General features: G+C 47.7%; 25 protein-coding genes. 4 read left to right on the forward strand and 21 right to left on the reverse strand.

Going from position 1 to position 22,555, the window contains the following annotated elements; translation table 11 throughout:
- Positions 1-78: 78 nt before the first annotated feature.
- From AC58QG_RS33000 to AC58QG_RS33080, 17 genes are all read right to left on the reverse strand, one after another.
- The gene (locus AC58QG_RS33000) at positions 79-624 is read right to left on the reverse strand and encodes a hypothetical protein (RefSeq protein ID WP_497366257.1); all 546 of its coding nucleotides are present in this window, start codon (positions 622-624) and stop codon (positions 79-81) included.
- 102 nt (positions 625-726) lie between these two features.
- Entirely contained in the window at positions 727-1,509 is a 783-nt protein-coding gene (locus AC58QG_RS33005) for a M56 family metallopeptidase (protein WP_497366322.1), read from the reverse strand.
- A gap of 76 nt (positions 1,510-1,585) precedes the next feature.
- Entirely contained in the window at positions 1,586-1,960 is a 375-nt protein-coding gene (blaI, locus tag AC58QG_RS33010; protein ID WP_497366258.1) for a penicillinase repressor BlaI, read from the reverse strand.
- 141 nt (positions 1,961-2,101) lie between these two features.
- Positions 2,102-2,911, reverse strand: coding sequence for an NAD(+) synthase (gene nadE / locus AC58QG_RS33015; protein ID WP_497366259.1), 810 nt, complete (start codon positions 2,909-2,911; stop codon positions 2,102-2,104).
- Between the two features lie 375 nt (positions 2,912-3,286).
- A complete protein-coding gene (locus AC58QG_RS33020) occupies positions 3,287-3,724 on the reverse strand; it encodes a BrxA/BrxB family bacilliredoxin (protein ID WP_236288159.1) in 438 nt (145 codons plus the stop codon).
- A 130-nt stretch (positions 3,725-3,854) separates the two neighbouring features.
- Positions 3,855-4,247, reverse strand: coding sequence for a DUF3905 domain-containing protein (locus AC58QG_RS33025; protein WP_497366260.1), 393 nt, complete (start codon positions 4,245-4,247; stop codon positions 3,855-3,857).
- On the reverse strand, positions 4,244-5,155 hold the full coding sequence (locus AC58QG_RS33030; protein WP_497366261.1) for a hypothetical protein: 912 nt from the start codon (positions 5,153-5,155) through the stop codon (positions 4,244-4,246). The genes AC58QG_RS33025 and AC58QG_RS33030 overlap by 4 nt, the downstream gene beginning before the upstream one ends.
- Before the next feature lie 165 nt (positions 5,156-5,320).
- Positions 5,321-6,301: a substrate-binding domain-containing protein gene (locus tag AC58QG_RS33035; protein ID WP_497366262.1), complete on the reverse strand. Its 981-nt coding sequence runs from the start codon at positions 6,299-6,301 to the stop codon at positions 5,321-5,323.
- 15 nt (positions 6,302-6,316) lie between these two features.
- Positions 6,317-8,110, reverse strand: a complete 1,794-nt coding sequence (locus tag AC58QG_RS33040) for a cache domain-containing sensor histidine kinase (RefSeq protein WP_497366263.1) — start codon at positions 8,108-8,110, stop codon at positions 6,317-6,319.
- Entirely contained in the window at positions 8,107-9,723 is a 1,617-nt protein-coding gene (locus AC58QG_RS33045; RefSeq protein WP_497366264.1) for a response regulator transcription factor, read from the reverse strand. The genes AC58QG_RS33040 and AC58QG_RS33045 overlap by 4 nt, the downstream gene beginning before the upstream one ends.
- 105 nt (positions 9,724-9,828) lie before the next feature.
- Positions 9,829-10,836 carry an ABC transporter substrate-binding protein gene (locus tag AC58QG_RS33050; protein ID WP_497366265.1) on the reverse strand — a complete coding sequence of 336 codons (1,008 nt, stop codon included), beginning with the start codon at positions 10,834-10,836 and terminating at the stop codon, positions 9,829-9,831.
- A gap of 63 nt (positions 10,837-10,899) precedes the next feature.
- Complete coding sequence (locus AC58QG_RS33055; protein ID WP_497366266.1) at positions 10,900-11,883, reverse strand: ABC transporter permease; 984 nt, start codon at positions 11,881-11,883, stop codon at positions 10,900-10,902.
- A gap of 10 nt (positions 11,884-11,893) precedes the next feature.
- Positions 11,894-13,396, reverse strand: a complete 1,503-nt coding sequence (locus tag AC58QG_RS33060; RefSeq protein WP_497366267.1) for a sugar ABC transporter ATP-binding protein — start codon at positions 13,394-13,396, stop codon at positions 11,894-11,896.
- A gap of 212 nt (positions 13,397-13,608) precedes the next feature.
- The gene (locus AC58QG_RS33065) at positions 13,609-14,295 is read right to left on the reverse strand and encodes a PspA/IM30 family protein (protein ID WP_497366268.1); all 687 of its coding nucleotides are present in this window, start codon (positions 14,293-14,295) and stop codon (positions 13,609-13,611) included.
- Between the two features lie 3 nt (positions 14,296-14,298).
- Entirely contained in the window at positions 14,299-14,766 is a 468-nt protein-coding gene (locus AC58QG_RS33070) for a PspC domain-containing protein (protein ID WP_497366269.1), read from the reverse strand.
- Positions 14,735-15,430 carry a PspA/IM30 family protein gene (locus tag AC58QG_RS33075; protein ID WP_497366270.1) on the reverse strand — a complete coding sequence of 232 codons (696 nt, stop codon included), beginning with the start codon at positions 15,428-15,430 and terminating at the stop codon, positions 14,735-14,737. Before AC58QG_RS33075 ends, AC58QG_RS33070 begins: the two co-directional genes overlap by 32 nt.
- Before the next feature lie 50 nt (positions 15,431-15,480).
- Positions 15,481-15,777, reverse strand: a complete 297-nt coding sequence (locus AC58QG_RS33080) for a LiaF transmembrane domain-containing protein (RefSeq protein ID WP_497366271.1) — start codon at positions 15,775-15,777, stop codon at positions 15,481-15,483.
- Between the two features lie 254 nt (positions 15,778-16,031).
- Here AC58QG_RS33080 and AC58QG_RS33085 point away from each other — a divergent pair, with 254 nt between their 5' ends.
- Positions 16,032-16,892: an alpha/beta hydrolase gene (locus tag AC58QG_RS33085; RefSeq protein ID WP_497366272.1), complete on the forward strand. Its 861-nt coding sequence runs from the start codon at positions 16,032-16,034 to the stop codon at positions 16,890-16,892.
- 59 nt (positions 16,893-16,951) lie between these two features.
- On the opposite strand, the gene AC58QG_RS33090 is transcribed toward AC58QG_RS33085, so the two are convergent.
- A complete protein-coding gene (locus AC58QG_RS33090; RefSeq protein ID WP_497366273.1) occupies positions 16,952-17,656 on the reverse strand; it encodes a 3D domain-containing protein in 705 nt (234 codons plus the stop codon).
- Positions 17,657-17,939: 283 nt separating this feature from the next.
- Here AC58QG_RS33090 and AC58QG_RS33095 point away from each other — a divergent pair, with 283 nt between their 5' ends.
- The gene (locus tag AC58QG_RS33095; RefSeq protein WP_497366274.1) at positions 17,940-18,275 is read left to right on the forward strand and encodes an ArsR/SmtB family transcription factor; all 336 of its coding nucleotides are present in this window, start codon (positions 17,940-17,942) and stop codon (positions 18,273-18,275) included.
- A gap of 48 nt (positions 18,276-18,323) precedes the next feature.
- Entirely contained in the window at positions 18,324-18,860 is a 537-nt protein-coding gene (locus AC58QG_RS33100; protein WP_497366275.1) for an SRPBCC family protein, read from the forward strand.
- A 60-nt stretch (positions 18,861-18,920) separates the two neighbouring features.
- On the opposite strand, the gene AC58QG_RS33105 is transcribed toward AC58QG_RS33100, so the two are convergent.
- The 3 genes from AC58QG_RS33105 to AC58QG_RS33115 are packed head-to-tail and all read right to left on the reverse strand — an operon-like array spanning position 18,921 to position 20,865.
- Complete coding sequence (locus tag AC58QG_RS33105; RefSeq protein WP_497366276.1) at positions 18,921-19,604, reverse strand: hypothetical protein; 684 nt, start codon at positions 19,602-19,604, stop codon at positions 18,921-18,923.
- Complete coding sequence (locus AC58QG_RS33110) at positions 19,601-20,497, reverse strand: ABC transporter ATP-binding protein (protein WP_497366277.1); 897 nt, start codon at positions 20,495-20,497, stop codon at positions 19,601-19,603. Before AC58QG_RS33110 ends, AC58QG_RS33105 begins: the two co-directional genes overlap by 4 nt.
- Positions 20,497-20,865 carry a GntR family transcriptional regulator gene (locus tag AC58QG_RS33115; protein ID WP_497366278.1) on the reverse strand — a complete coding sequence of 123 codons (369 nt, stop codon included), beginning with the start codon at positions 20,863-20,865 and terminating at the stop codon, positions 20,497-20,499. The genes AC58QG_RS33110 and AC58QG_RS33115 overlap by 1 nt, the downstream gene beginning before the upstream one ends.
- 334 nt (positions 20,866-21,199) lie before the next feature.
- Here AC58QG_RS33115 and AC58QG_RS33120 point away from each other — a divergent pair, with 334 nt between their 5' ends.
- On the forward strand, positions 21,200-22,102 hold the full coding sequence (locus tag AC58QG_RS33120) for a metallophosphoesterase family protein (RefSeq protein WP_497366279.1): 903 nt from the start codon (positions 21,200-21,202) through the stop codon (positions 22,100-22,102).
- Positions 22,103-22,555: the final 453 nt, after the last annotated feature.

Consider the following 22,555-nt stretch of genomic DNA (forward strand, 5'->3'; position numbering starts at 1 on the left):
GACCACAAACATTTAAATGCTGGCGTGTACAAAAAAGACCCAAGGCATATTTTTGCCTCGGGTCTTCTTTTGTTAGGTTTAATTTCTTACTGGTGCAGCTGTCGGTGCTGACGGTAACTCCCTCACCGCTGGGGCTGCTGCAGGTGCTGATCTTGAACCCTCCACTACTTGGGCTGCTGCTGGAGCTGAACTTGACTTCCTCACTTCTTGGGCTGACACTGGGGCTGATCCCGGCTTCCTCACTTCTTGGACTGCTGCTGGTGCTGATTCTGGCTTCCTCACTTCTTGGGCTGACACTGGGGCTGATCTTGATCCCTCCGTTGCTTGGGCTGGCGCAGGTGTTAGTGTTGGTGTTGGACTTGACTCCACCGTTGGAGTAGTTGGAGTCACTACGTCGGCCGACTTGGTTTCACCTACGGTTTCCACGGAGGTATTCTTATCCGTTCCCGTTGTTAGTGAGCTTGTATCTGTTGTCTTTTGATCAACAATCGTAGAATTCGATTCCGTTGCTGACTTCTTATCTACACTAGCATTCGTCAACGAACAACCACTAATGATGAGAATGGCAGCCAAACCTAGGAACGACCAACGATACGAATTAAATTGAAACTGTTTAATCATCATAATTCTCCTCTTTAACTGTGACTTATTTCCGGATAAATGAACATTGCCTGGCACACTTACGGGACGTACATAGCTTTCCAATAATTGAATGAGTGTATATCCTTACTCTTCTCTTTTGGCTGGCTCTATATAAGAAAGGGCTAAAGCATCGCTTGCAATCTCCTGGTCTTCACGCATACGTTGATATGCGTACCAAAGTACAGGGTTGAACCAATGAATAATCAACAGAAATTGCATTAGCCAATTGACGCCAATATCATTTCGTTTACAATGTGCCAGTTCATGTAGAAAAACATGCCGTAATTGTTCATGATTTAAACTGTTAATTACCGTCTGCGGTATAACTAAACAGGGATTCCTGAATCCAAATAGCGTCGGCATTGACAATTTATCTGATACCACTAATGTGATCGGTTTATGTATCGACATTTGCTGTTGACACTGAGCGAACAACTGAAGGATGCCAATGTCCGAAATCGGTCTCGTTTCTTTCGTTATTTTCAGCGCAAATTTACGGTTGATAACTAACGTATATATCGCAAATAGGACAATCCCCAGCAACCATACATACATGGCATACTTATAAAAAATATTCGCCATTGAGTCACCAACTGCCAATTCCTCATGCGTTCCTACCTCTACTGCTTGATCGAGTTCATGAATCGTATCAGGGTAAGATAGCCAATTATAAATGCTTAAATTGCTCTCCAAGTGCCAAGGCAGGAGCAGTCTTACGAGCACCAACAACCACATGAGATAGTGCCATCTAGGTTTTATCCGTTTATGCAGGATGCGCTGAATCAGCATGATGAACACAACTGTAATGGTTGCCATGATCGATACCGATATGATCCAATCAAAAAAACCAGTAAGAAGTTCACTCATTGGGTTCACGTTCACCCCTCCCTTCATTCCTAGAAGTGGAACCTTGCTGAAGCTATGCCCAATCTCGGGTTCCTTGTCACTTGCTTTTACCGTCTAGCATATCTCTTAGCTCTTTGATGTCTTCCTCTGACAACTGTTCCTCTTTCAAAAAATTAACGAGCATCGGCTTAAAGGCCCCGCCATAAATTCTTTTCAAAAAAGATTGCGTCTCCGACTTCACACACTCACCCTCAGAGACCAAAGGGAAGTAAGCATACACTCTGTTCTCTTGCGTAAATGATATCGCCTGCTTCTGCGCTAACCTGTTCAACAAGGTTCGAATTGTTTTGGGCTTCCACTCTGTCCGCTCCTGCATGGCATCAATAACTTCATTAGCCGTGCGTGGTGATTCGTTCCAGAGTACCTTCATAACTTCCCATTCGGCATCTGTAATATGAGGGACCGTCTTCACATCGTTTCCTCCTTTCGTTGGATTACAACTGTAATACAACTTGAATATTACAGTTGTAATCCAGACTTGTCAAGCTGAGTAGTTTGAGAAATAAAAAAAGACTATCCATGTTAAACATAGATAGTCTCTTTACCTTATCGCCTAAACCCCAGGAATCGGGATCCGTTTATGCTCCGTTTTCAGATACTGCTTCTCCAGCTTCTCTTGCGCAGCTGGATCAATTTGCTTGCCTTCGAGGTAGTCGCTGTTATCACCGTAGGTGATACCTAGCTCTTCCTCGTCGGTTTGCCCGTCCCAAAGGCCCGCTGTCGGGGCTTTGTCCAGCACGCTTTGCGGCACGCCGATCTTCGCCGCAAGTGAGCGCACTTGGCGCTTATTCAGCGTGCTCAGCGGCGTAATGTCAACCGCACCGTCGCCGTACTTCGTGAAGAAGCCGGTGATCGCTTCAGAGGCGTGATCCGTGCCTACGACGATCAAGCCCAGCTCGAAAGCCAAGGCATACTGCATGACCATGCGTGTACGCGCCTTGATGTTGCCTTTGCCACCGCGGCTCACGTGCTGGTGAACGCCGATATGCTTGAGTCCGTACTCGACTTCGATGGCAATCTCGTCGACGGACTCTTCGATGTTGTTCTCGATTTGATACTTCAAATCGAAGGCCTTAGCTACAGCGTAGCTATCCTCGATGTCGACTTGCTGACCATAAGGCTGGAACACGCCGACGGTTTTGTATTCTTTGCCTTTTTCCGCTGTCAGCTCGTCCGTAGCTTGCTTACACAGTCCTGCCGCCACCGCGCTGTCAATACCGCCGCTGATTGCGATCAGCAAGCCGTTGGCGTTTGCGCCAAGCACGTAATTTTTCAGAAAATCCACACGTTTACGGATCTCTTCATCAATATCAATTTCAGGTTTAACGCCAAGTTTCGCGATGATTTCTGCTTGCAAGCTCATGCAACTCTCCACCTTTTATCTAAATTTTGGAATGATGCCTTCTTTGAGATCTAGTATAGACTTTCGGCCTTCAAATTTCAAAGTGTAATGGAAAAAACGGCCTCGCGAAGAGAGAGTAAGTCGATTTTTTCGGCTAAATTCATTCCGAGCCCCACAAATATTGATTAACTGGATTTCCTACATCTAATTTCACGCCAATCGAGCACTTGCAGCGAATAAATGGATTTTCTAATGACGCAGGTGCTGTACAGGGAGGAAGAGATAGCTAGTTTGAAAGCCGATGTGCAGCATGAGACGGAATGAAGTAGCTGTGCCCAAAAAGAAAAAGCCCACCTGCTCGATAGCAGGTAGGGCCCCTTTATGGTTCCTTGCTTATTATTTGCAATATTGTTCAAAAGCACCAATCAAATCGCCAGCGATCATGTCTGCGGAACGATCTTCGATTTGGTGGCGTTGAATGAAGTGAGCTAGCTCACCGTTCTTGAACAACGCGATGGATGGGGATGATGGCGGGTATGGCGCCAAGTATTCACGCGCTTTCGCCGTAGCATCCTTCTCTTGACCCGCGAACACTGTGTACGTGTAAGTAGGTACAGTTTCGTTCTGAAGGGCTTTCGCAACACCTGGACGACATTGACCAGCTGCACAGCCACAAACGGAGTTCACGACAAGCAGCATCGTGCCATCCTTGGATTTCTCAATTGCTTCCTCTACTTGCTCAGGAGTCAGAAGCTCCGTAATACCCAGACGAGTCAAATCTTCTCTCATCGGTTTAACCATATCTTTCATGTACGAATCAAAAGACATTGCCATATGTGCCACCCCTTAGGATTTAATAGTTACTCTTAAAACGTAATGACTACAACTTATATTATACATCCGTTAGCGGTGAAAGCAAAGTCCAATGTCCCAGCTCCGTGACATAGAAATAAAGCGAAAGCTGTTAGGCTTCCGCTTTATCATCCTTGTCATTCTCGATATCTTGTCCCGGCTCGTAGGCTACATTTTTATCTGGATGAGTAAAAATCCCACTTTGCGGCTTGATTCCCTCTTCAAACAGCTCCCGATTTTCGGCACTTTGGAAGCCGACATCCTTAAAGGGATGAACCCACTGATCTCCCGCCATGACCTCGGGGTTCGTATCCGATGTCCACTGCTCCAAGGGAGAGTTATCGGATTCATAATCATGATCACCGATGGTGACACCAAACTCATTCACAAATGGAAGCCGCGGGCCTCGCCCCTGTTCAAACTGTGGTAGAAATTCAATCTCGTAGGGATCGAGATCACTCTGCTCCTTGGCTGACTTGTTCGACTTCGTATGATCCTGACTCATGTGGATGGGCGGTTGGGACCGTCTAGTTTTTTATCGACATAGCCCTCTTTACCGGCGGGTGATTTGGTGCGTTCTTGGTTTTGCTGTTCTTGCTGGATTTGCGTTTTGGAATCATTCTGACTCATATCCATCAGCTCCCTTCTGCCCGTAGTATGTGACAAAATAGGGAGGTTCATTCCAATGATCAGCATGAGTAGGTTCAGCAGCTGCCCAGGGGTGAGATACACCGCGGTTGGCTCCGCCAAAGCAAAATAGCTCGCAATCATTCCCGCTGCACCGCCATAGAACAAGGTATATTTCAACAGCTTGCCTGTTCCAAGAACCGTTGTCGAACGAGCTGTCCACAGCTGCTGCCACACGAGTAACGGCAGCAACAAGATCGCCAGATACGCGTGATGCGGATGAAACCTCGACACGGTGCCTTCCACACCAATCCCCCAGGGCAACTTAGTTGGCAGTCCGAAATCAGGCGTCAACGCCGCATAGAGAAACATCGCTGACGCAGCACCGATAGCGAGCATATCGAGCAAAGCTAGCCAAGCAATGCTATGCTTACGCACTTGATACGTTAGGTAGATATACGCTAATACAATGCCTACTACGATCTCCATCTTAGAGCCTGCTGTCAGAAGCAGCTTCATCGGACTTTCCCATAGCAGGGATGGCTGCGTCAGCAGACTACCCAAGCGCCATGTAAAAAACACAATCAAGACAGCGTTTAAAATCAAATCATCCATTCCTTTTACAGCTACCCGAGCAGCAGTAGGCACTTCAGACACTTCCAGCTCTACCCGATTCCATTGCCGCAATACACGCCGCATCAGCCAAAATCCAAGCACACACGCTAACAACAAGGCAACTAGTTTCCCTTGCAATTGCAGCGGTCCAATTTGTACCACTTCAGGCATAGGTGACCTCCGACTCTTTTTCCCTAAACATAACATTAATGCGCTTAACTTTCGACAAGACGCTTACTATTTCCTGGGAAATTTTGCAGAAGAACGTGAACGTTTGTCTAAATCCCTCGAAATTACGAATGATCGTTCACACCTACCGAGATCGTCTTCCCCATTCTATTTCCCGACAAAAGGAAACAATAGCTTCTGGTTCTCATTCGTATACATGTTATCCTTGGTAATGACTTCAGAGCCCGTATCCATCTTACTTTTGACCGTTTCGCCACGATGCGCTTGGAGTGCAGTTTTGACAGCGAGGTATCCCATGTTAAAAGGCTTCTGAACTATTGTCCCTTGCAGAATTCCCGATTCGAGGAAGGAGATTTCGTTCATGGAGCTGTCAAAGCCCACAAGTTTAATATTGCGATCCTGATCCAACTCCTTCAACGCACGCGCCGCGCCCATGGTGGAAGGCTCATTCAAGCCAAATATACCTCTGATATCTGAATGCTCCCTAAGCAGCTCCTTTGTCAGCTCATACGCCTTGTCCTCTGACCCGTTACTATACAATGTATCTAGCAACTTAATAGAAGTATCACCCTTCAAGCTATCCCTTACCCCGTTCTCACGATCCATCTGAGTATTCGAGGTTTTCACAAAGCTTACAATGGCATAGGTTGCTGGTCCTTGCACATAGCCCTGCATCGTTTCCACCGCTTTGCGCCCTGCCATGTAATTATCTGTTGCAATTAAGCTGGTGGACACGCCGCCTTCTAGTCCCGAGTCCACAGTAATGAGCGTGATGCCCGCATCTCTGACACGCTGAGCAACAGGAACTAGCCGATTGTAATCCGTAGCCGCCAGTATGATCGCTTTCGGCTTCTCCGCTATCGCTTGTTCCACAAGCTTGATCTGTTCCTCGATTTGTGATTCCGATGCGGTTCCCATGATCTTAATCTCTGCGTTATACTCTTTCGCGGCTGCAAATACGCCTTGGTTCAATACCTGCCAGAATTCCACATGTGGATCAATCGTCTTGGGAATCACAATAATTGAATTGTTCTTGGCACCGAACTGGTTAGCGAAGATCAGATATCCCCCGATCAGAATAACAGCAGCAGCAAGCGTAATCACAACGGCACTCACTCTAATTTTCAAAAGAACACCTCACTTCTAGCCTTCACTTTGATCCGGAACGGGCGGCATTTCAGGAAAAGTAATTGTGACTGTCGTACCCTCTTCGAGTTCGCTTTCGAATTGCAATCCGTACAGCTCTCCAAAGTACAGCTGAATGCGGTGATTCACATTTTGCACACCGAAGCCTTTGCCTGTTTGCGATTGATGTGTCGTCTTCAGTCTTAACGCCTTTAACTGTTCCTCACTCATGCCAACGCCGTTATCCATGACCTTCAGCTCAATTACGCCGTCCCGCTTCCGCCCGGTTATACGGATATGACCGCTTTCTGCCAAATGCTTCATGCCATGATAGATCGCATTCTCCACCAGCGGCTGCAGCACAATTTTCAAACTACGATCCTCCAATAGATCTGCTTCCACCTCGATGTCGTACGTAAATTTATTGCGGTAACGGATATTTTGTATCGTTAAATAGTTCTCGATATGGGCCAATTCCACACTGATGGGAACGAGTTCTTCCCCTTTGCTAATACTCGAGCGCAGCAGCTTGGACAAGGCAGAGGTCATCGTCACGACATCATCCACTTTCCCCATCTCGGCCATCCAAATAATCGAATCCAGCGTATTATATAGAAAATGAGGCTGAATCTGCGCCTGCAATGCCTTCAGCTCGCTAATCCGTTTGACCTCCTGATCCAGCACCGTCTGGCTCATCAGCTCTTTGATTTTGCTAATCATCAGATTGAACGTCCGTGACAGCTTGCTAATCTCATTCGCACCTTCCACATCGACACGGATATCGAAATTCCCCTTCTCCACCTGCTTCATGTGCACTTCGAGCTGTTTAATCGGTTTGGTCAACGTGATCGATAACCAAATCGAAATCGCCAGCGCAATAATAAGCGCAATACCGCCCCACATGGCGGATGTCAGCTGCATCTCTTTTTTGTTCCCGCTGAGGTCACCGGCGTAGGTTACGCCAATCATTTTCCAACCAAAGCTCGTTGTACGTACGGTATAGATCTTATTTTCATCCGTAGCCACCGTCTCGAACGTGCTATCCTTGGCCTGCATCAATGCGCGGATATCCTCGGACTTCAAGCCCGAATACAGCAACTGCTGCTGAGGATGATAAATGAGATCGCCGCTCTGATCGAGGATGAATACGTACCCCCGCTGGCCCAACTGAATTTGATTGCATAAATCATTAATGAGGTTAAAGTTCAGGTCAACGAGCAGCACTCCGCTTGCGCCGCCTGGTTGTGGACTTGGCATCTGTTTTGAGATCGAAACGACCCATTTATATTCATCTTTATACACATGCTGCACATGGGAGGAGGAAATGACGATATCCCCCTTTCTCCTGCTCGCTTGCGTGTACCATTCCTGTGAAATCAGCTCGGCATAGGGCTTAAATTCGGGTGACACCCGATCCGATACAACGGCGCCATTAGAACCGATAAACACAATGGAAGCGATATCATTTCGCGATGCAACGATTGTGCTGAAATAGCTGCTGATCTGGCGCTTCAACTGTTGCGCTTCCGTATCTTGCGGACTTTTCAAAGAGAGATATTGCTTCAGATCCGTGTTGCTCAAAGAAAGGGTAGAAATGCTCTCCATATTGCCAATGTAGGTTTGGATATTCTTATTCACTTGCTCGATCAGTTGATTCGTATATGTCAGCGAGGCATCCGTTACGGCGACTGTAGATAGACGATAAGCGCTATAGCTGAGAATGACGGTTGTACATAAAATTAAACAAGAAAAGGCCAACGCGAACTTCGTATGAATGCTTTTGAATTGAAAGGATCGAAGTAAACTTCTCATAAGCTCAACCCAGCCTTGTTGGCGGCTCTGAACTCCTTCGGGGTCATGCCCGTATGTCTTTTGAAAATGACACTAAAATATTGCGGATCACCATAACCTACCTTCGCAGCGAGCTCATACGTTTTGAGCTGTGTGGTGGCTAGCATTTCCTTGGCTTTTTCCAATCGGTATCGGGTTACATACTCAATGAAGGTCTCCCCCGTATGCGGCTTAAATAAGGCACTGAAGTAGCTCATGCTCATATAGATATGATTGCATACCTGCTGCAGCGAAAGCTGCTCATCGGCATAATGCTCATGTATATAGGCAACAGCCGACTCCAACTGCGCCCCTGACACATGCGTGCGCTTCTCTGCAAGCCGCTCTACGAAAGCTAGACAAATGGCTTCTAGCCAAAGCCGCACATCATCTAAAGTCTTACGTGTGTAGAGTTCCATGAACGAATGATCGCCAAGAACGTCTCCTTCATCCAGCCCCGTCTCCACCCCAGCATTCATCAGGGCGACGAGCAGTTTGTGCAGCTTGCCGTAGCAAGTCTCCATCGGACATGCCGACTTCTTCAAATCGTCGATCCACTCGTGCAGCGTTTGGGAAATAATCGCTTTCTCTCCCGTTTTTATCGCCGAGATCAGTCTCTTCTCCATGCGAACATAGTTGGTATTGTCTAAGCTGGCCCCAAACTCCATATCCCCAATCGCGATGACGCGGTTATTGCCCAATAGAAAGCGATAATCCAATGCCGTAAGCGCTTCTTGAAAAGCCTTCGGCAGCTCCTGCAGTCCCTTGTACATGCGGCTAATGCCTACCGTGACGGTCATGCCTAAATATTTCTCAATGCTAAACCTCGCCTGTTCGGCAAGCGTTTGGCAGATGACCTCGACCTGATCCTCGTTTCCCGAAACGAGCCCGACAAGCTTATCATCACGGGTTCGGAATACCGTACCGCCGTGCTCCTTCTCTACAATTTCATGCAAAATATTATAAGCCGCAAATCGCAGCAGCTCCTCTTCCGCCACTTGGTCGCTGTACAGCTCCCTTTGAAAATCATCAATATCCAATGCGAGCACGGTATGTCCCGCTCCATTCAAATGCAACCCAAACATCGGCAGCTTCCGCTCAATCTCATCTTTCCGCATGCCGGATGTCACCAACCGTTCCAGAAACCGCTCACGCAGCAAGGGCATGCTCTCTTGAAATTGGTGGCGAAGGAACGTGATGTCCTCACGCTGCTTACGCTCCTCATCCAACTCGAGGCATAGCTTCTGCAGAAATTCCGTGAATTCTGCACTATTGATCGGCTTCAGCAAATAGTCTTTGACCTTCAGCTTAATCGCTTGCTTCGCATATTCAAAATCTTCGTAACCGGTTACAATGACGACTTTGATGGTGCGATACTTGGCGACAATCCTCTCCGTGAGCTGAAGTCCGTCCATGAACGGCATATTAATGTCGGTGATGACGACGTCCGGCATCAGCCGCTCAACTGCCTCATATGCGTCCCGGCCATTATCGTAATCGCCCACCAGCTGGAAACCGCATGCTTCCCAGTTCGTCTTCTTCTTGATGCCTTCTCTGACTTCATCCTCATCATCAATCATGATGATTGTGTACATCTATGTTCACCTCTGGCGAAATCGAATTAGGCTCTATGTGTATTGTACACAGCAGTCCCAAGAACTGGCAATAGAGGCTGCCCGTGGGGGCGCAGCCTCTAAGTTCTATTCGTATAATAGCGGCTTGATATCCGCTGCATCGATGTTTGTTTTGTCATACCAGTGGAAACCGGTATCGATGTTCTTGGCAACCGCTTCGCCTTTGATGGCTTGCACAGCTGCTTTCACAGACCAGTAGCCGATGCCGATAGGATCTTGCGTAATCGCGCCAGCCATTTTACCGCTGCGGATGGCATCCATTTGTTGTTTACCGGAGTCAAAGCCGATAACGACGATTTTGCCGTCTTTTTTGCTTTCAGTAATCCCGTTAATAACACCAATAGCTGCGCCTTCGTTAGAACCGAAGATTCCTTTGATATTCGGGTGAGCCTGAATGATCGCCTTGGACAAATCTGTTGCTTTTAGTGGATCACCGCTATATTGCGTATCTACGATTTTGATGTTCGGGTATTTCGCTTTGATTTGGTTTACAAAGCCATCTCGGCGATCAACACCCGTACGGCTCGTTTGGTCATGCACAACAAGTGCGATTTCGCCCTCATTGCCGATAAGTGAAGCCATTTTATCAGCAGCGAGTGAAGCAGCGGCTTTATTATCCGTAGCGGCAGTCGTTACTGGGATGTCGCTGTCTACACCAGAGTCAAAGCCGATAATCGGGATTTTGCTCGCTTTAGCCTTCTCTAACAGCGGCGATGCTGCTTTGCTGTCAAGCGCAGCGAATGCGATAGCCGCAGGCTTTTTGCCTAGTGCCGCTTGGAGCATTTCGATTTGCTTATCGACTTGTGTTTCGGTTTCAGGACCTTCAAACGTAATCTCAACATTGAATTCCTTCGCTGCTTTCTCAGCACCTTGTTTAACCGCTTGCCAGAACTGATGCTGGAAGCCCTTGGAGATGACAGGAATGTAGATCTTATCTGATTTCACAGTTGTTGTCGTTGTTCCTGCTGTTGATGTTGCTGTTTTCGTTGAAGTGGAACCACATGCACTCAAAACGATAGCGGATAGCAAGATTAACGATGACACTACTGCAAATTTCTTAGTCCGTTTTTGCACGGTTGATCGCCCCTTATTCCTAATTTGGTTTGTATAGGACTCCTTATGGAGTAAATACCAAGGTTATTTCTTGCGACGGCGCATCATATCTGCGTAAACCGCCAACACAATCACGATACCTACGATGACGGTCTGCCACTCTTGCTTCACGGATAAAATCCGCAGTCCATTCGTCAACACGCTCATGATCAGCGCCCCGATAACCGTTCCAAGGATGGAGCCCTTACCCCCGCTGAGGGAAGTTCCTCCGATAACAACGGCTGCGATCGCTTCCAACTCATAGCCAGATCCGAGTGCTGGCTGTGCGGAGTTGAGTCTGGAGGCCATCATAATGCCGGCAATCCCGCTGAATACACCTGTAAGTGTGTAAATGACGATTTTCCAATAGTCGACGTTGACGCCAGAAAGTCTCGTGGACTCTTCATTGCTCCCTAGGGCAAAGTTGTATCGGCCAATAATCGTTTTGGTTAATATAATGCTGGCCACAATCGCAGCTCCGAAGAAAATGATAATTGCGTTCGGTATTCCACTGATGATCGAACCCATTGAAATTTGGGTAAATGCGGGTGTGTCGTTAAAATAAATCGGTTTCGCACCTGAAATAACAAGCGACAAACCCTTGGTCACCATCATCATGGCGAGTGTCGCGATGAAGGGCGGAATTTTCATTTTGGCTACGAGCAACCCGCTAATGAGTCCGCAGATCGCTCCGGCGAGAATGCCGCCGAGTATGCCGAGCGGCATAGGCAGCTGCCACGTCGTGATGATCACACCAGCCATTACGGCTGAGAAGGTCATGACCGTTCCCACGGCCAAGTCGATACCGGATGTAATGATAACGAACGTAGAACCCAAGGCTAGAACCCCAATAACGGCGGTTGAAAGCATGATCGCGACAAGGTTGTCGAATTGGAAAAAGTTGCTCGACGATAAGGAAAAGATCAGTACGAGCATGATCAAGCTGGCGAATGCCAACAGCTTCTGTGCAGCCCCGCTTTGTTTGGACAAGGTGGGAACAATTTTTCTCTGTGCAAGCCATGTAGACATGGGACTCCTCCTAGCCGATCCGCATCGTAGCGAATCTCATAATAGCTTCCTGTGTTGCTTCCTGCTGACTTAGCTCACCCGTAATGCGTCCTTCGCACATGACCAGAATGCGATGGCTCATGCGCAGTATTTCAGGCAGCTCCGAAGAGATCATAATGATCGATTTCCCCTGTGCTGCTAGATCATCGAGCAGCTTGTAAATCTCTGTTTTGGCTCCCACATCGATCCCCCGCGTCGGTTCATCAAAGATGAGAATATCGCAGTTGCGGTGCAGCCATTTGCCGATAACAACCTTCTGTTGGTTACCGCCGGATAGGAATTTCACCTGCTGATGAATGGTCGGCGTTTTGATCTGAAGCGCTTCCACATAGTGCTGCGCTGTCTTTCCGATGATGCCATCTTGCATCCAGCCGAGTCGCCGAGCTTTTTTGTAGGACGCCAGGGCGATGTTCATTTTCACATCCATGTCCACCATGAGCCCGTAGCGCTTGCGGTCTTCGGACAAGTAGCCGATGCCGTGCCTCACCGCGTCATGCGGCGCTTGGATACGGACCTGCTGTCCGTGGATGCGGATGTCTCCGGAATCGATGGCGTCTGCGCCAAAAATCGCCCGCGCCACCTCCGTGCGCCCCGCTCCCATGAGCCCAGCGAAGCCGAGGATTTCGCCTTTGGCCAGATGGAAGGAAACATCCTTCACCGCTGAGCCGCGGTTTAGCTTGGAAACTTCCAGCACCTTCGCCTGTGAGGTGGTTGTTGTTTGTTGATTCGGGCTGACGTAGAGCTCGCGCCCCACCATCATCGCGATGATCTGATCGATGGATGTCGTCTGCGTCTGCACCGTATCAATATAGCGGCCGTCCCGCATGACGGTGATGCGGTCGCTGATGCGCTTCAGCTCTTCCATCCGATGAGAGATGTAGACAATGCCAACACCGCGGCTGCGGAGCTGGTTGATGATCCGGAACAGCTCTTCAATCTCAGCATGCGTTAGCGCGGCTGTCGGTTCATCCATGATCAGCACCTCGGATTGGAAGGATAGCGCCTTCGCGATCTCTACCATCTGCTGCTTGGCAACTGTCAAGTCCGCCACCATCGTTCTTGGATCTAGCGGAAGGTTCATCTGATCGAGGAGGCGCTGCGCTTGCTCGTTCAGCTTACGCTCATCGACGAAAAGCTTGATGCCATGTCTCGGCTCGCGGCCGATGAAAATATTCTGTGCTATCGTTAGATCTGGCATCAGGTTCAACTCTTGGTGAATCATCGAAATACCTAACTGCTGTGCTGCTCTTGTATGGGGGATGCTCACTTCCTTGCCCTTTACAAGGATGCGACCTTCGTCCTTCTGGTACACACCCGTAGCAATTTTCATCAACGTCGATTTTCCTGCGCCATTCTCACCGACTAGCGCATGTACCTCACCAGCAGCTAACGCCAACTGACACTGATGCAGCGCATGTACGCCAGGAAAATGCTTCTCAATCCCTTCCATCCTGAGCAAAATTTCATCACTCATCGTCTATCTCACCTCGTACCCCAGTTCGTCATGTCCCTTGTTCATGAGTTCATTCTACCTGCCAGAAGCTGGAATGAGAGTGGATAAATCTCTTCAAAAACGTTGAAAATCTTCTGATTCCGTACGAAAGAGGAGTAAGCTGGAAAAAGCCAATTAGCACTTACAGACGCAAAAAGGCCCCTCACCAAGAGGGGCCTTCCGTTCTCAAGCTGCTACTCAGCAGCTTGACCGTTCAATTTCTCTTTGAGCAGGTTCAGCTGCTCATCCACTTTAGCTTGCTTCGCTGTGTCGATCGGCGTGTAGCTGCCTACTGTACCTGCTGGTACGTATGGCTTACGAGCGATCTCAGCTTCAACTTCAAGCTGGATGATCTTCTCTTCCATACGCTGGAAGCCGCGGGATGCACTGCCGCTTTCGATCACACCGTTGTAGGATACCTGCGCCATTTGTTTCTTCGCTTTCGCCAACTGAGCACGGGATACAAGCTCGTTGCGTTTGTTGCGCATTTTGTAGAATTCATCTTTCATCTCGTGCAATTGCTGTGTAAGCTCATCCGCATGTGCTTTTGCAGCAGCGTGAAGATCTGTGTACTCAACAATTTTATCTTCGTGGTACAATTTTTCTTCAACAGCTTGGCGAGCAATCGCTTCTTGGCCGTTTTTGATTGCTGCGGAAGCTTTCACTTCGCGGTCAGACACTAAACGAACGGATTCCTCAAGGCGCTGCTTCAGCTTGCGCTCACTTGCGATTTGGCGTGCAACAGTTACCTCAGCTTGAGCAATTTCTTGCTCCATATCGCGAAGATATTGGTTCAACATTACGATTGGATCCTCAATTTTATCTAATACCTCGTGAATTGAAGCTTTCGTCATATCTTTCATTCTTGTAAATACACCCATGGTTTACACGTCTCCTTTTTTACTATCTAATGTTTGTTTTTCAAAACGAGCGACTTTGGCTCTTAGTTCGTCTACTTCTCTTTGCAAAGCTTTCTTCTCAATGTCTTTCATCATCTCATCGATGTTGTTCGTTGGCTGGCTCGCTTCATAGGAAGCGTACTTGCTAGTCGGTTGTGGTGTTTGGCGGTGGTGATTATGGTGGTTATGGTGGTTATGGGATTTATGATGATTCCATGATCCCCCTCCATACGAGCTTGCATAGGGATCAAATGGGGGCTGATCAAACCCAGGTTCCTTCGGAATAACAATCGCCGCTACAAAGTAGATGAAAATGACGGTGCCTCCGGTGAAAAACGTGGTGATCACGACTAGTAAACGTAATAGTGTGACATCTACATTCATGGCTTCTGCAAGTCCCCCGCATAGGCCCGTTAATTTCTTATCTCTTCGTGAGCGATATAGTTTGTTCATGATCCTGTGTTCCCTCCTGTTTCAGTCTATTGCGAAGTGCTTCCATTTCCGCATCTACAGCTGGGTTACCCCCGCTATAGAAGCTTTCGCGACCCATCTTCCTTACATCGCGAAGCGTTCTGGCGTGCAGCTCCATATCGGATACGCGCTCTTCCAATCGGCCGAACATCCGCGGTGCCCCATCTTGTGTGACACTGCTGCGAGCATGCATACGCTGCTGCAAGCGAGCGGACTCCATACGAGCCAAGTAGTAGCTTCGTTTGTCTGCGACTTCTTTGTAATCTGCCTTCAGTTGTTGCAGCTCCTCATCAAGCTCAAGGATGGACTGCTTCGCCTGTTCATAAAGATCATGATATTGCACGCTTTTCTCTTCCGCCTGCAACTTCTCTTGCAGCACGATTCTTGCCATGTGCTCTTCGCCGGCCTTCAAGGCCAGCAGCGCTTGATGCTCGCGCTTTTCTTTTGTTTCAAGTGCGGTTAAATATTGCTGCCGAAGTGATGCTGCGTGACTGACGCATTGCTGATACAGCCGTTCAGACTGCACAAGCTGCTCACGTTGGGCCGCTAAGTATTGGTCAATCAAGCGTACCGGATCTTCTGACTTCTCTAAATGCTCATTCAAAGTTGCCACGGTTATATCTCTCATCCGCCTAAATAGGCTCATCTTCACTCCACCTTTTTCACACTCTATATTCGATTCGCGTCCTACTTACGTTAAGCTGTTCTTCCTTTTAACATGGAAAATCCATATCCGATTAACCCGATCGCAAGAAGGATAATGATCCATCCTGCTAGCTTACTTACTAGAATGATTATCCCGATACCAGCAATAACCCATCCAATTTTCTTATCATTCTTAATCCCTAGGTAACCCAGTCCAACCATAATGAGGGGAATCACATAACCCATCACCGAGCCTACAAAGTCTCCTAAGTGAAAACCTAGCTTATTGAATAAAATCAGTGCGCCGAATGCGATTAGCAGAGCGGCAAACCCTGTATTTCTTTTCATCGTTTCGTCACCGCCTTTCGTGATTTGCTGTTGTCTTGTTCATGTCTTTATTCTAGGTAAAATCGCAGCTTTCCAAAACGGACCGTGGACGGTATTTGCTCCTAGACCTTAGTCGGGGTGGGTCTACGACCTGTGATAGACGGGCATCCCCCCTGCTAGGCATGTTCAAAATTATCGTGAGCGCAATTCATACTGTATGGTAAAATAAGCCTTAGCTTGAACCATCTCTCTTATTGCGTAAGGAGGATTCACTTGTGGACGTTAAAGAAAGTACATTTCAGGGAGTTGGCGGTGCTGAACTCTTCTATAGAAGAGCCACTCCGTCTAAGGCACCAGCCAAAGGCGTTATTATCGCTGTCCATGGGCATGGGGATCATAGCGGCGGTTTAGTTAATATGTGTGAAGCACTCGTACAGGGCGGTTATATCGTATATTCCGCTGATTCACGTGGTCACGGGCGAAGCCCAGGTATTCGTGGATTCATTCGTTCCTGGGATGAATACCTAGTAGATTTTCATGTGTTTAGAGAACTCGTCGTGTCTGAGAATCCGGAGTTGCCTCTATTTATCATCGGCCACAGTATGGGTGGCGTGATTAGTGCCGACTATCTGCTCGAGCATGCTTCTGGGATTAGTGGACTCATTCTGATTGCCCCTGCTATTTCGTATGAGATGACAACCTTCGAAAAATGGCTCATTAGGATTCTGGGGAAGCTGAGGCCACAACTCACCATACAAAAATCAGGCAGCGTAGAAGGACTAACACAAGATCCCAACATGATGGCGAGATTGCAATCAGATTCATTGCGACATAGTACCGTAACACCAGGTTTAGGACTTGGTTTAAGTCAGGCCATTCCAAGGCTGATGAAACAAGCACATTCGTTTAAACTCCCCCTCCTCCTGCAATATGGTCGAGAGGATAAAATGACTCCCCCCGAGAAGCTGGAACAATTCCTGCAAGCCGTGGGCTCGCAAGATAAAAAAAGCTATGCTTATGACACGATGCGCCATCGTCCCTTTGATGACCTAGGACGGGATCGTTTCCTATCTGATTTAGTAGGTTGGTTGGATCAGCAAATGCTTACATCTGAAAAAACCAAGATATATGCTTGAACATGCAAAAAAGACCGACGTCTAGGACTGTCGGTCTTTCCTGCGTTTAGCTTAGCTTCTCACGCTGTTTCTCTATCTAACACATAGACTTTTACGTTCTTCTTCACACCAAACTCCTGCGCTTGGCCCAAATCATTCATGAAGACATCAATTCTTGAGCCGCGAATCGCCGATCCGATATCTTCTGCTTTCCGAATGCCGATACCTTCAATGAACACGGTTGATCCTAATGGAATAACCGCTGGATCCACCGCAATCGTACGTCCCTCTTTCGCTTTAATCCCACTATAGGTAATGCCGTATGTGGGGTGGGACGCTTTCTTGCCTGTCGATTCAAAGCCCGCGGTATATGCGGTTAACGTTGTATTGATTACTTTTTTGATAATTTTCGGCTGTCCCTCAGATGATGAAGCACCTGCAGCTACGATGGGAATCGTTAGACTTTGTCCAATTGTCAATTGATTGGGATTGGAAATTGAATTTGCGGAGATGAGATCATCAACGGCGATATCGAAGCTTTTTGCTATTTTGAACAGGGTATCTCCTTGATTTACTTTGTACGCTGTCGTAGCTTGCTTGACTTCTGCGGTTGGAACTTCATCTATCGAGGTATCCAAGCTTCCATTCGTAGAAGCCACATAGACAGGTGACATCTCCACATCTTCATCGCTCGTCGGATAGGAATAGGCCTTCGTTTGCATAAACCACAATCCAAACAGCAAGATAAGAGATAAGGTCGACATACATATTTTACGAAACATCATAGCTATAGCTTCCTCCTCGAAAAGTTAATAGAGTTATAGCTACTAGACTCGGCTAAAAGTAAAATTTCTATACCTTTCCTATGAAATTATTGGTAGATAGCTAGAGAAATTACGAGAAAACTAGTTAGGCCCTTGCATATTTCCACCCTGAACTGTTTACGATAGTTAACCTATGGCAGGGATCAACCGCAATTGATAAGATCCAACATTGATTTAATCTCTGATATTTTCCCTACTCGAATATTCCTTGACAGGAATATTCCGTTCGAGGTATATTGTGTACATGAATACGATATTCAGTGCTCTTGCCGAACCACACCGCTTACACATGGTTGAGCTTTTGCGAGACGGTCCCCTGACTGTAGGGGAAATCGTCGAACGGCTCGGACTCAGTCAGCCGCAAGTTTCTAAGCATCTGCGTGTACTTAGCGAAGCAGGACTCGTAGAAGTACAGCCCATAGCGAATCGAAGGGTCTATAAACTGCGGCCGCAGTCCCTTCAAGCCATTGAAACCTGGCTGGGTTCCTTCCGTCGCCTGTGGGAAACGCAATTCGATCGCTTAGAGTCCTATCTAGCAGCGCTGCAAGCGAAAGAAAGCAAACCGACTGATTCGGAATAACCGCTGATCAGTTCAAACAACATTTCAGAAAAAATGGAGGAAAACAAAATGACACAAGAAAACGCAACATACAAATATGAAATGAAAAATGATGGTTCAGAATTGGTGATTACACGCATTGTTAACGCCCCTCGCGAGCTTGTATTCCAAGTGTGGACGCAACCTGAACATTTAGCAGCATGGTGGGGACCAACGGGCATGGCGCTGACTGTTATTTCTCTAGATGTTCGCCCAGGCGGCAGCTTCCACTACGGGATGAAGTCACCTGAAGGATTCGAAATGTTTGGCAAATTTGTTTACCACGAAGTTGCTGCACCTGAGAAGTTGTCCTATGTGACTTCCTTTGCTGATGCAGAGGGTAACATCATTCGCGCACCATTCAGCCCAATCTTCCCAGTTGAGATCATGAATAACCTAACGTTCGTTGAAGAGGATGGCAAAACAATCCTCACTATGCGCGGCGGCCCGATCAATGCGACAGAAGAAGAACTCAACTTCTTTGCTTCCATGAAAGGTTCTATGCAGGAAGGCTTCGGCGGAACGTTCAATCAATTGGACGAATACTTGACGAAAATCACAGGTTAATTCAAAGCTTGATACTAAAAAGAGCCCTCAGAAGTTTATCTTCTGGGGCTCTTTTTCTATTTACACAGCAGCTCTGCGCAGCAGTCCGTAGGAAATGATCAAGTAGACACCAACCATCGGAATCATCCACCAGAACAAGTCCATATAGTTATTGGCTACCCAATGGGCAATATCAGCCCATAGTCCGAAATGCGTCATCGTATAGGACATGATCGTCCCTATTAGCAGCGCCGCTGTAAAGAAGATGTACATGGACATGCCGCCAAAACGACGATGCAAGCTAGAAATAGTAAATCCGAGGAAGTACAAATTGATCAACAGGATGATATTAATCCCCAGTATACCGATGAACGGTAGATCTTTCAGAAAGCCTAATTCAAATAAATGTAAACTCACATACCACCCATCCGTTGCTTGCTCAATGGCAGAAAGAATGGTTATGGCTAGCCCTGAAATCGTGTTTACTAGCAGAACAGTCAATGCTGTACCGAAGAAATAATCCTTTCTCCGAATGCTAAGACCGATGGCAAATGGGAACGTTTCTTTAAGCGTTAGCGTGCCAGTTATCAATGTATAGATAAAAATGGAGGCAATCGCACCTGTATTCACAACTTCACCATCATTCAATGAGGTAGCAATTACAGCATTAATCAGAAAATTAGCGCCCAAGATGGCCCATGGAACCAGAAACCACGTGAACTTGTTCCTTAGATGCATCTTTACGACTTGGTTGACTCGATTCATAAAGATTCAGCCCCCTTTCCCGCAACTTGTGTGCGTGTCAGATGAACGATAAGCTGTTGGATGGATACTGGAGCAAATTCCAGTCCTAGCTCCTCGGCATATTTCCGATCCTCCGGCCCAAGTGTACCTATAATGGTCGCTGTTGCAGCAGAACCAATTGCGGATCGCTCCAATACTTCTTTCCCCCGAGTGAACGCATCTACCGCTGATTTCAAACCAGACACCGTACAAGCACGGCCGCGTAATGCATCTGCGTCCTCATTAAGAATTAACTTCCCGTTGTCGATGACGAGCACATGCTCCAGCAAACGACTTACTTCATCAATCAGATGTGTAGAAAGAATGACTGTACGTGGGTATTCTACGTAATCAGCCAGCAAGCGATCGTAGAAAAGCACACGAGCTACCGCGTCCAAACCCAGATAGGGTTCATCGAAAATCGTCAATGGCGCGCGGCTTGCAAGCCCTACTACAATCCCTACGGAGGACAGCATGCCTCGGGACAATTTTTTTATTTTCCTTTTGATCGGAAGTCTGAAATCTTCAATTAAGTCGTTAGCATAAGCATCGTCCCAGTTCGGGTAAAGTGATTTGGCCACTGCCATCACATCAACAATACGAAACGTTTCCGGATATTTCTGGCTCTCTTTAATAAAACAAATCTGATTCAGCACTCGACTATTCTCATAAGGCTCCTCGCCAAACACCGTAAGCTCGCCACTTGTCGCGAACTGCTGTGCGGAGATCATATGCATGATGGTCGTTTTGCCTGCGCCATTTCTGCCAAGCAAGCCATAAATTTTGTTCGCTTCTACCGTGAAGCTGACCCCGTCAACAGCCTTAACTTTGCCATAGGACTTCGTAAGTCCTTTTACCTCAACAACGTTCGTCATTACGCTTTCTCCCCTCTCCGCACCATTTCCGTCAGTTGCTCTACCGTTATGCCCAGCTTCTCCGCTTCTCTCACCATTGTCACGACATATTGCTCATAAAAGAGTTCTTTACGCTTCTCCATCAGCTTAGCCCTCGCTCCCTCCGCTACAAACATGCCAATTCCACGCTTCTTGTATAAAATCCCTTGGTCCACTAGCAGGTTAACACCCTTCGCTGCCGTTGCCGGATTGATCTGATAAAAGGCTGCAAATTGATTCGTAGAAGGAACCTGCGATTCTTCCGGCATACGTGATTCGATAATGTCATCCTCAATCTGCTCTGCGATTTGCACAAAAATCGGGCGGCTATCATCCATCATAAATCCCACAATTCTCACCACCACTTTCGTCACTACATCGGTTAGTTACTCATGTAATTAACCATACAACCAATGGAGTAGAAAGTCAACTGAATTACAAAAAATGGGTAGTTAAATAATTGCCTTTTTTGAGGGGAATACCAATAGTGGAAGGTTGCTAGGGGGGAATAATTTTAATTTAAGTGACCCGTGGCATTCTGAATGCACCTTATAGGAAGGTAGGTTCGCTATGTTTCTATTTCTCATACGGAGTAGTTTGGTGGTTTTGTTGGGGTTGGTCGTTGTTAGCCCTGTTGGGGAACGAATAAAGTCTACTCACGTCTCACAGCAGGCTGCCGTACATGTGGAGTCGCAAACAGCAGCCGTACCATTGTTCTCGTTCTCGGTGATGAGCGACCTTCATGTCGTATCGACAGACTCGGCTTCTCTGCTGCTTCTGCGGCAAGCGCTAGCGGATCACCATGAACTGCGCCCAGACAGCAAGCTGCTTGTCTTGAACGGTGATCTCACGAATGGCAGTGAGGGCGATTACCGCAGCTTAATGGCGTTGCTCAGCCGCCAGCCTCATGCCCCTGTGCAGGCGACCATGGGCAACCACGATTACTACGGCGTCTGGCGCAAGCCGGATGGACAGATGGATTACACGAAGATGAATCCATCGTGGTCGAGTAGTAAAGCGGTTGCGTTGTTCAACCGCAACTGGGGGTACGACAAGCCGTATCATGAGCTTGTCGTGGATGGCTACCGCTTCCTGTTCCTTAGCGGAGAAGCGTACAGAGACGTGGACGCATCCATCAACGAGGATGCGTTCCTCTCTCCCGCGCAGCTCAGCTGGCTGCGCGAGCGGCTCACAGCCGCGGGCTCGGCGGATGCCGGCAAGCCCGTGTTCGTGTTCCTCCACCAGCCGCTGCCGCGGACGCTGGATGGTACGGATCTGGAGCTGGGCGTCGTCCAGCACCAGGAACTGCGCGCGATACTTGACGCGCACCCGAACGTCATTCTGTTCAGTGGGCACACCCACTGGAACATCGAAACAACCAACCAGGTGAAACAGTTGAAGTTTCTTGCCGCTTCAAGCGCCTCCATCCGCCAGGTATGGAGCGCCAAAAACGAGCCCGAGACACAGTTGCTCAGTCAGAGCTTGATCGTCGACATATACCCGGAACGCGTTGTTATTCTGCGCCGCGAGCATACCGAAAAGCGGTGGATCGAACCATCCATCGCTAAGGGGTATGATGTGAAGTAGTTCGGTGGAGCCTCGAGTAAGATTTCAACCTGCAGCTCCCCCACCGTTACTCCGACTGTAGTTCCATTTTGCGTCAACTTGGCTCATAATGCGTATAAATAGGCAAGGGACAAGTACACAGCCGATTGGTCATTCACTGGTTCCTCTCAGAAAAAGTAATCCCCAACTTGTCGAGGGTCGGGAGGATTACTTTTTTCTTTTATCCTGGGAACCGTTCAAAACTTTTGCCAAAACTTTTAGCAAAGTAACTGCGAACATTGCTCCTGCGATGAGAAAAACTTCTATCGAAGAATTTCGAGGATGAGCGACCGCGTTTTAGAGGTTGTTTTTATCGCCAATAAGAATTTGTTCTTCCGAGTACCGGAAACTTCTAAATTCTTATGTGATAAAATACTTCATGTTTTCATCGCCTGTGAGATGAAAGTGTCCCAACCGCTATGTACTTGTCCTTCC

This window comes from Paenibacillus sp. J22P169 (genome assembly GCF_059691995.1).

Bases quoted from the DNA above. Each gene is read 5' to 3' on its own strand.
- AC58QG_RS33110 (WP_497366277.1), bottom strand. From the start codon at position 20,497: ATGACGAACGTTGTTGAGGTAAAAGGACTTACGAAGTCCTATGGCAAA.
- AC58QG_RS33070 (WP_497366269.1), bottom strand. From the start codon at position 14,766: ATGAACAAACTATATCGCTCACGAAGAGATAAGAAATTAACGGGCCTA.
- AC58QG_RS33005 (WP_497366322.1), bottom strand. From the start codon at position 1,509: ATGAGTGAACTTCTTACTGGTTTTTTTGATTGGATCATATCGGTATCG.
- AC58QG_RS33060 (WP_497366267.1), bottom strand. From the start codon at position 13,396: ATGAGTGATGAAATTTTGCTCAGGATGGAAGGGATTGAGAAGCATTTT.
- AC58QG_RS33080 (WP_497366271.1), bottom strand. From the start codon at position 15,777: ATGAAAAGAAATACAGGGTTTGCCGCTCTGCTAATCGCATTCGGCGCA.
- AC58QG_RS33045 (WP_497366264.1), bottom strand. From the start codon at position 9,723: ATGTACACAATCATCATGATTGATGATGAGGATGAAGTCAGAGAAGGC.
- nadE (WP_497366259.1), bottom strand. From the start codon at position 2,911: ATGAGCTTGCAAGCAGAAATCATCGCGAAACTTGGCGTTAAACCTGAA.
- AC58QG_RS33025 (WP_497366260.1), bottom strand. From the start codon at position 4,247: ATGAGTCAGGATCATACGAAGTCGAACAAGTCAGCCAAGGAGCAGAGT.
- AC58QG_RS33065 (WP_497366268.1), bottom strand. From the start codon at position 14,295: ATGGGTGTATTTACAAGAATGAAAGATATGACGAAAGCTTCAATTCAC.
- AC58QG_RS33030 (WP_497366261.1), bottom strand. From the start codon at position 5,155: ATGCCTGAAGTGGTACAAATTGGACCGCTGCAATTGCAAGGGAAACTA.
- AC58QG_RS33075 (WP_497366270.1), bottom strand. From the start codon at position 15,430: ATGAGCCTATTTAGGCGGATGAGAGATATAACCGTGGCAACTTTGAAT.
- AC58QG_RS33020 (WP_236288159.1), bottom strand. From the start codon at position 3,724: ATGGCAATGTCTTTTGATTCGTACATGAAAGATATGGTTAAACCGATG.
- AC58QG_RS33090 (WP_497366273.1), bottom strand. From the start codon at position 17,656: ATGATGTTTCGTAAAATATGTATGTCGACCTTATCTCTTATCTTGCTG.
- AC58QG_RS33095 (WP_497366274.1), top strand. From the start codon at position 17,940: ATGAATACGATATTCAGTGCTCTTGCCGAACCACACCGCTTACACATG.
- AC58QG_RS33055 (WP_497366266.1), bottom strand. From the start codon at position 11,883: ATGTCTACATGGCTTGCACAGAGAAAAATTGTTCCCACCTTGTCCAAA.
- AC58QG_RS33040 (WP_497366263.1), bottom strand. From the start codon at position 8,110: ATGAGAAGTTTACTTCGATCCTTTCAATTCAAAAGCATTCATACGAAG.
- AC58QG_RS33105 (WP_497366276.1), bottom strand. From the start codon at position 19,604: ATGAATCGAGTCAACCAAGTCGTAAAGATGCATCTAAGGAACAAGTTC.
- AC58QG_RS33000 (WP_497366257.1), bottom strand. From the start codon at position 624: ATGATGATTAAACAGTTTCAATTTAATTCGTATCGTTGGTCGTTCCTA.
- AC58QG_RS33100 (WP_497366275.1), top strand. From the start codon at position 18,324: ATGACACAAGAAAACGCAACATACAAATATGAAATGAAAAATGATGGT.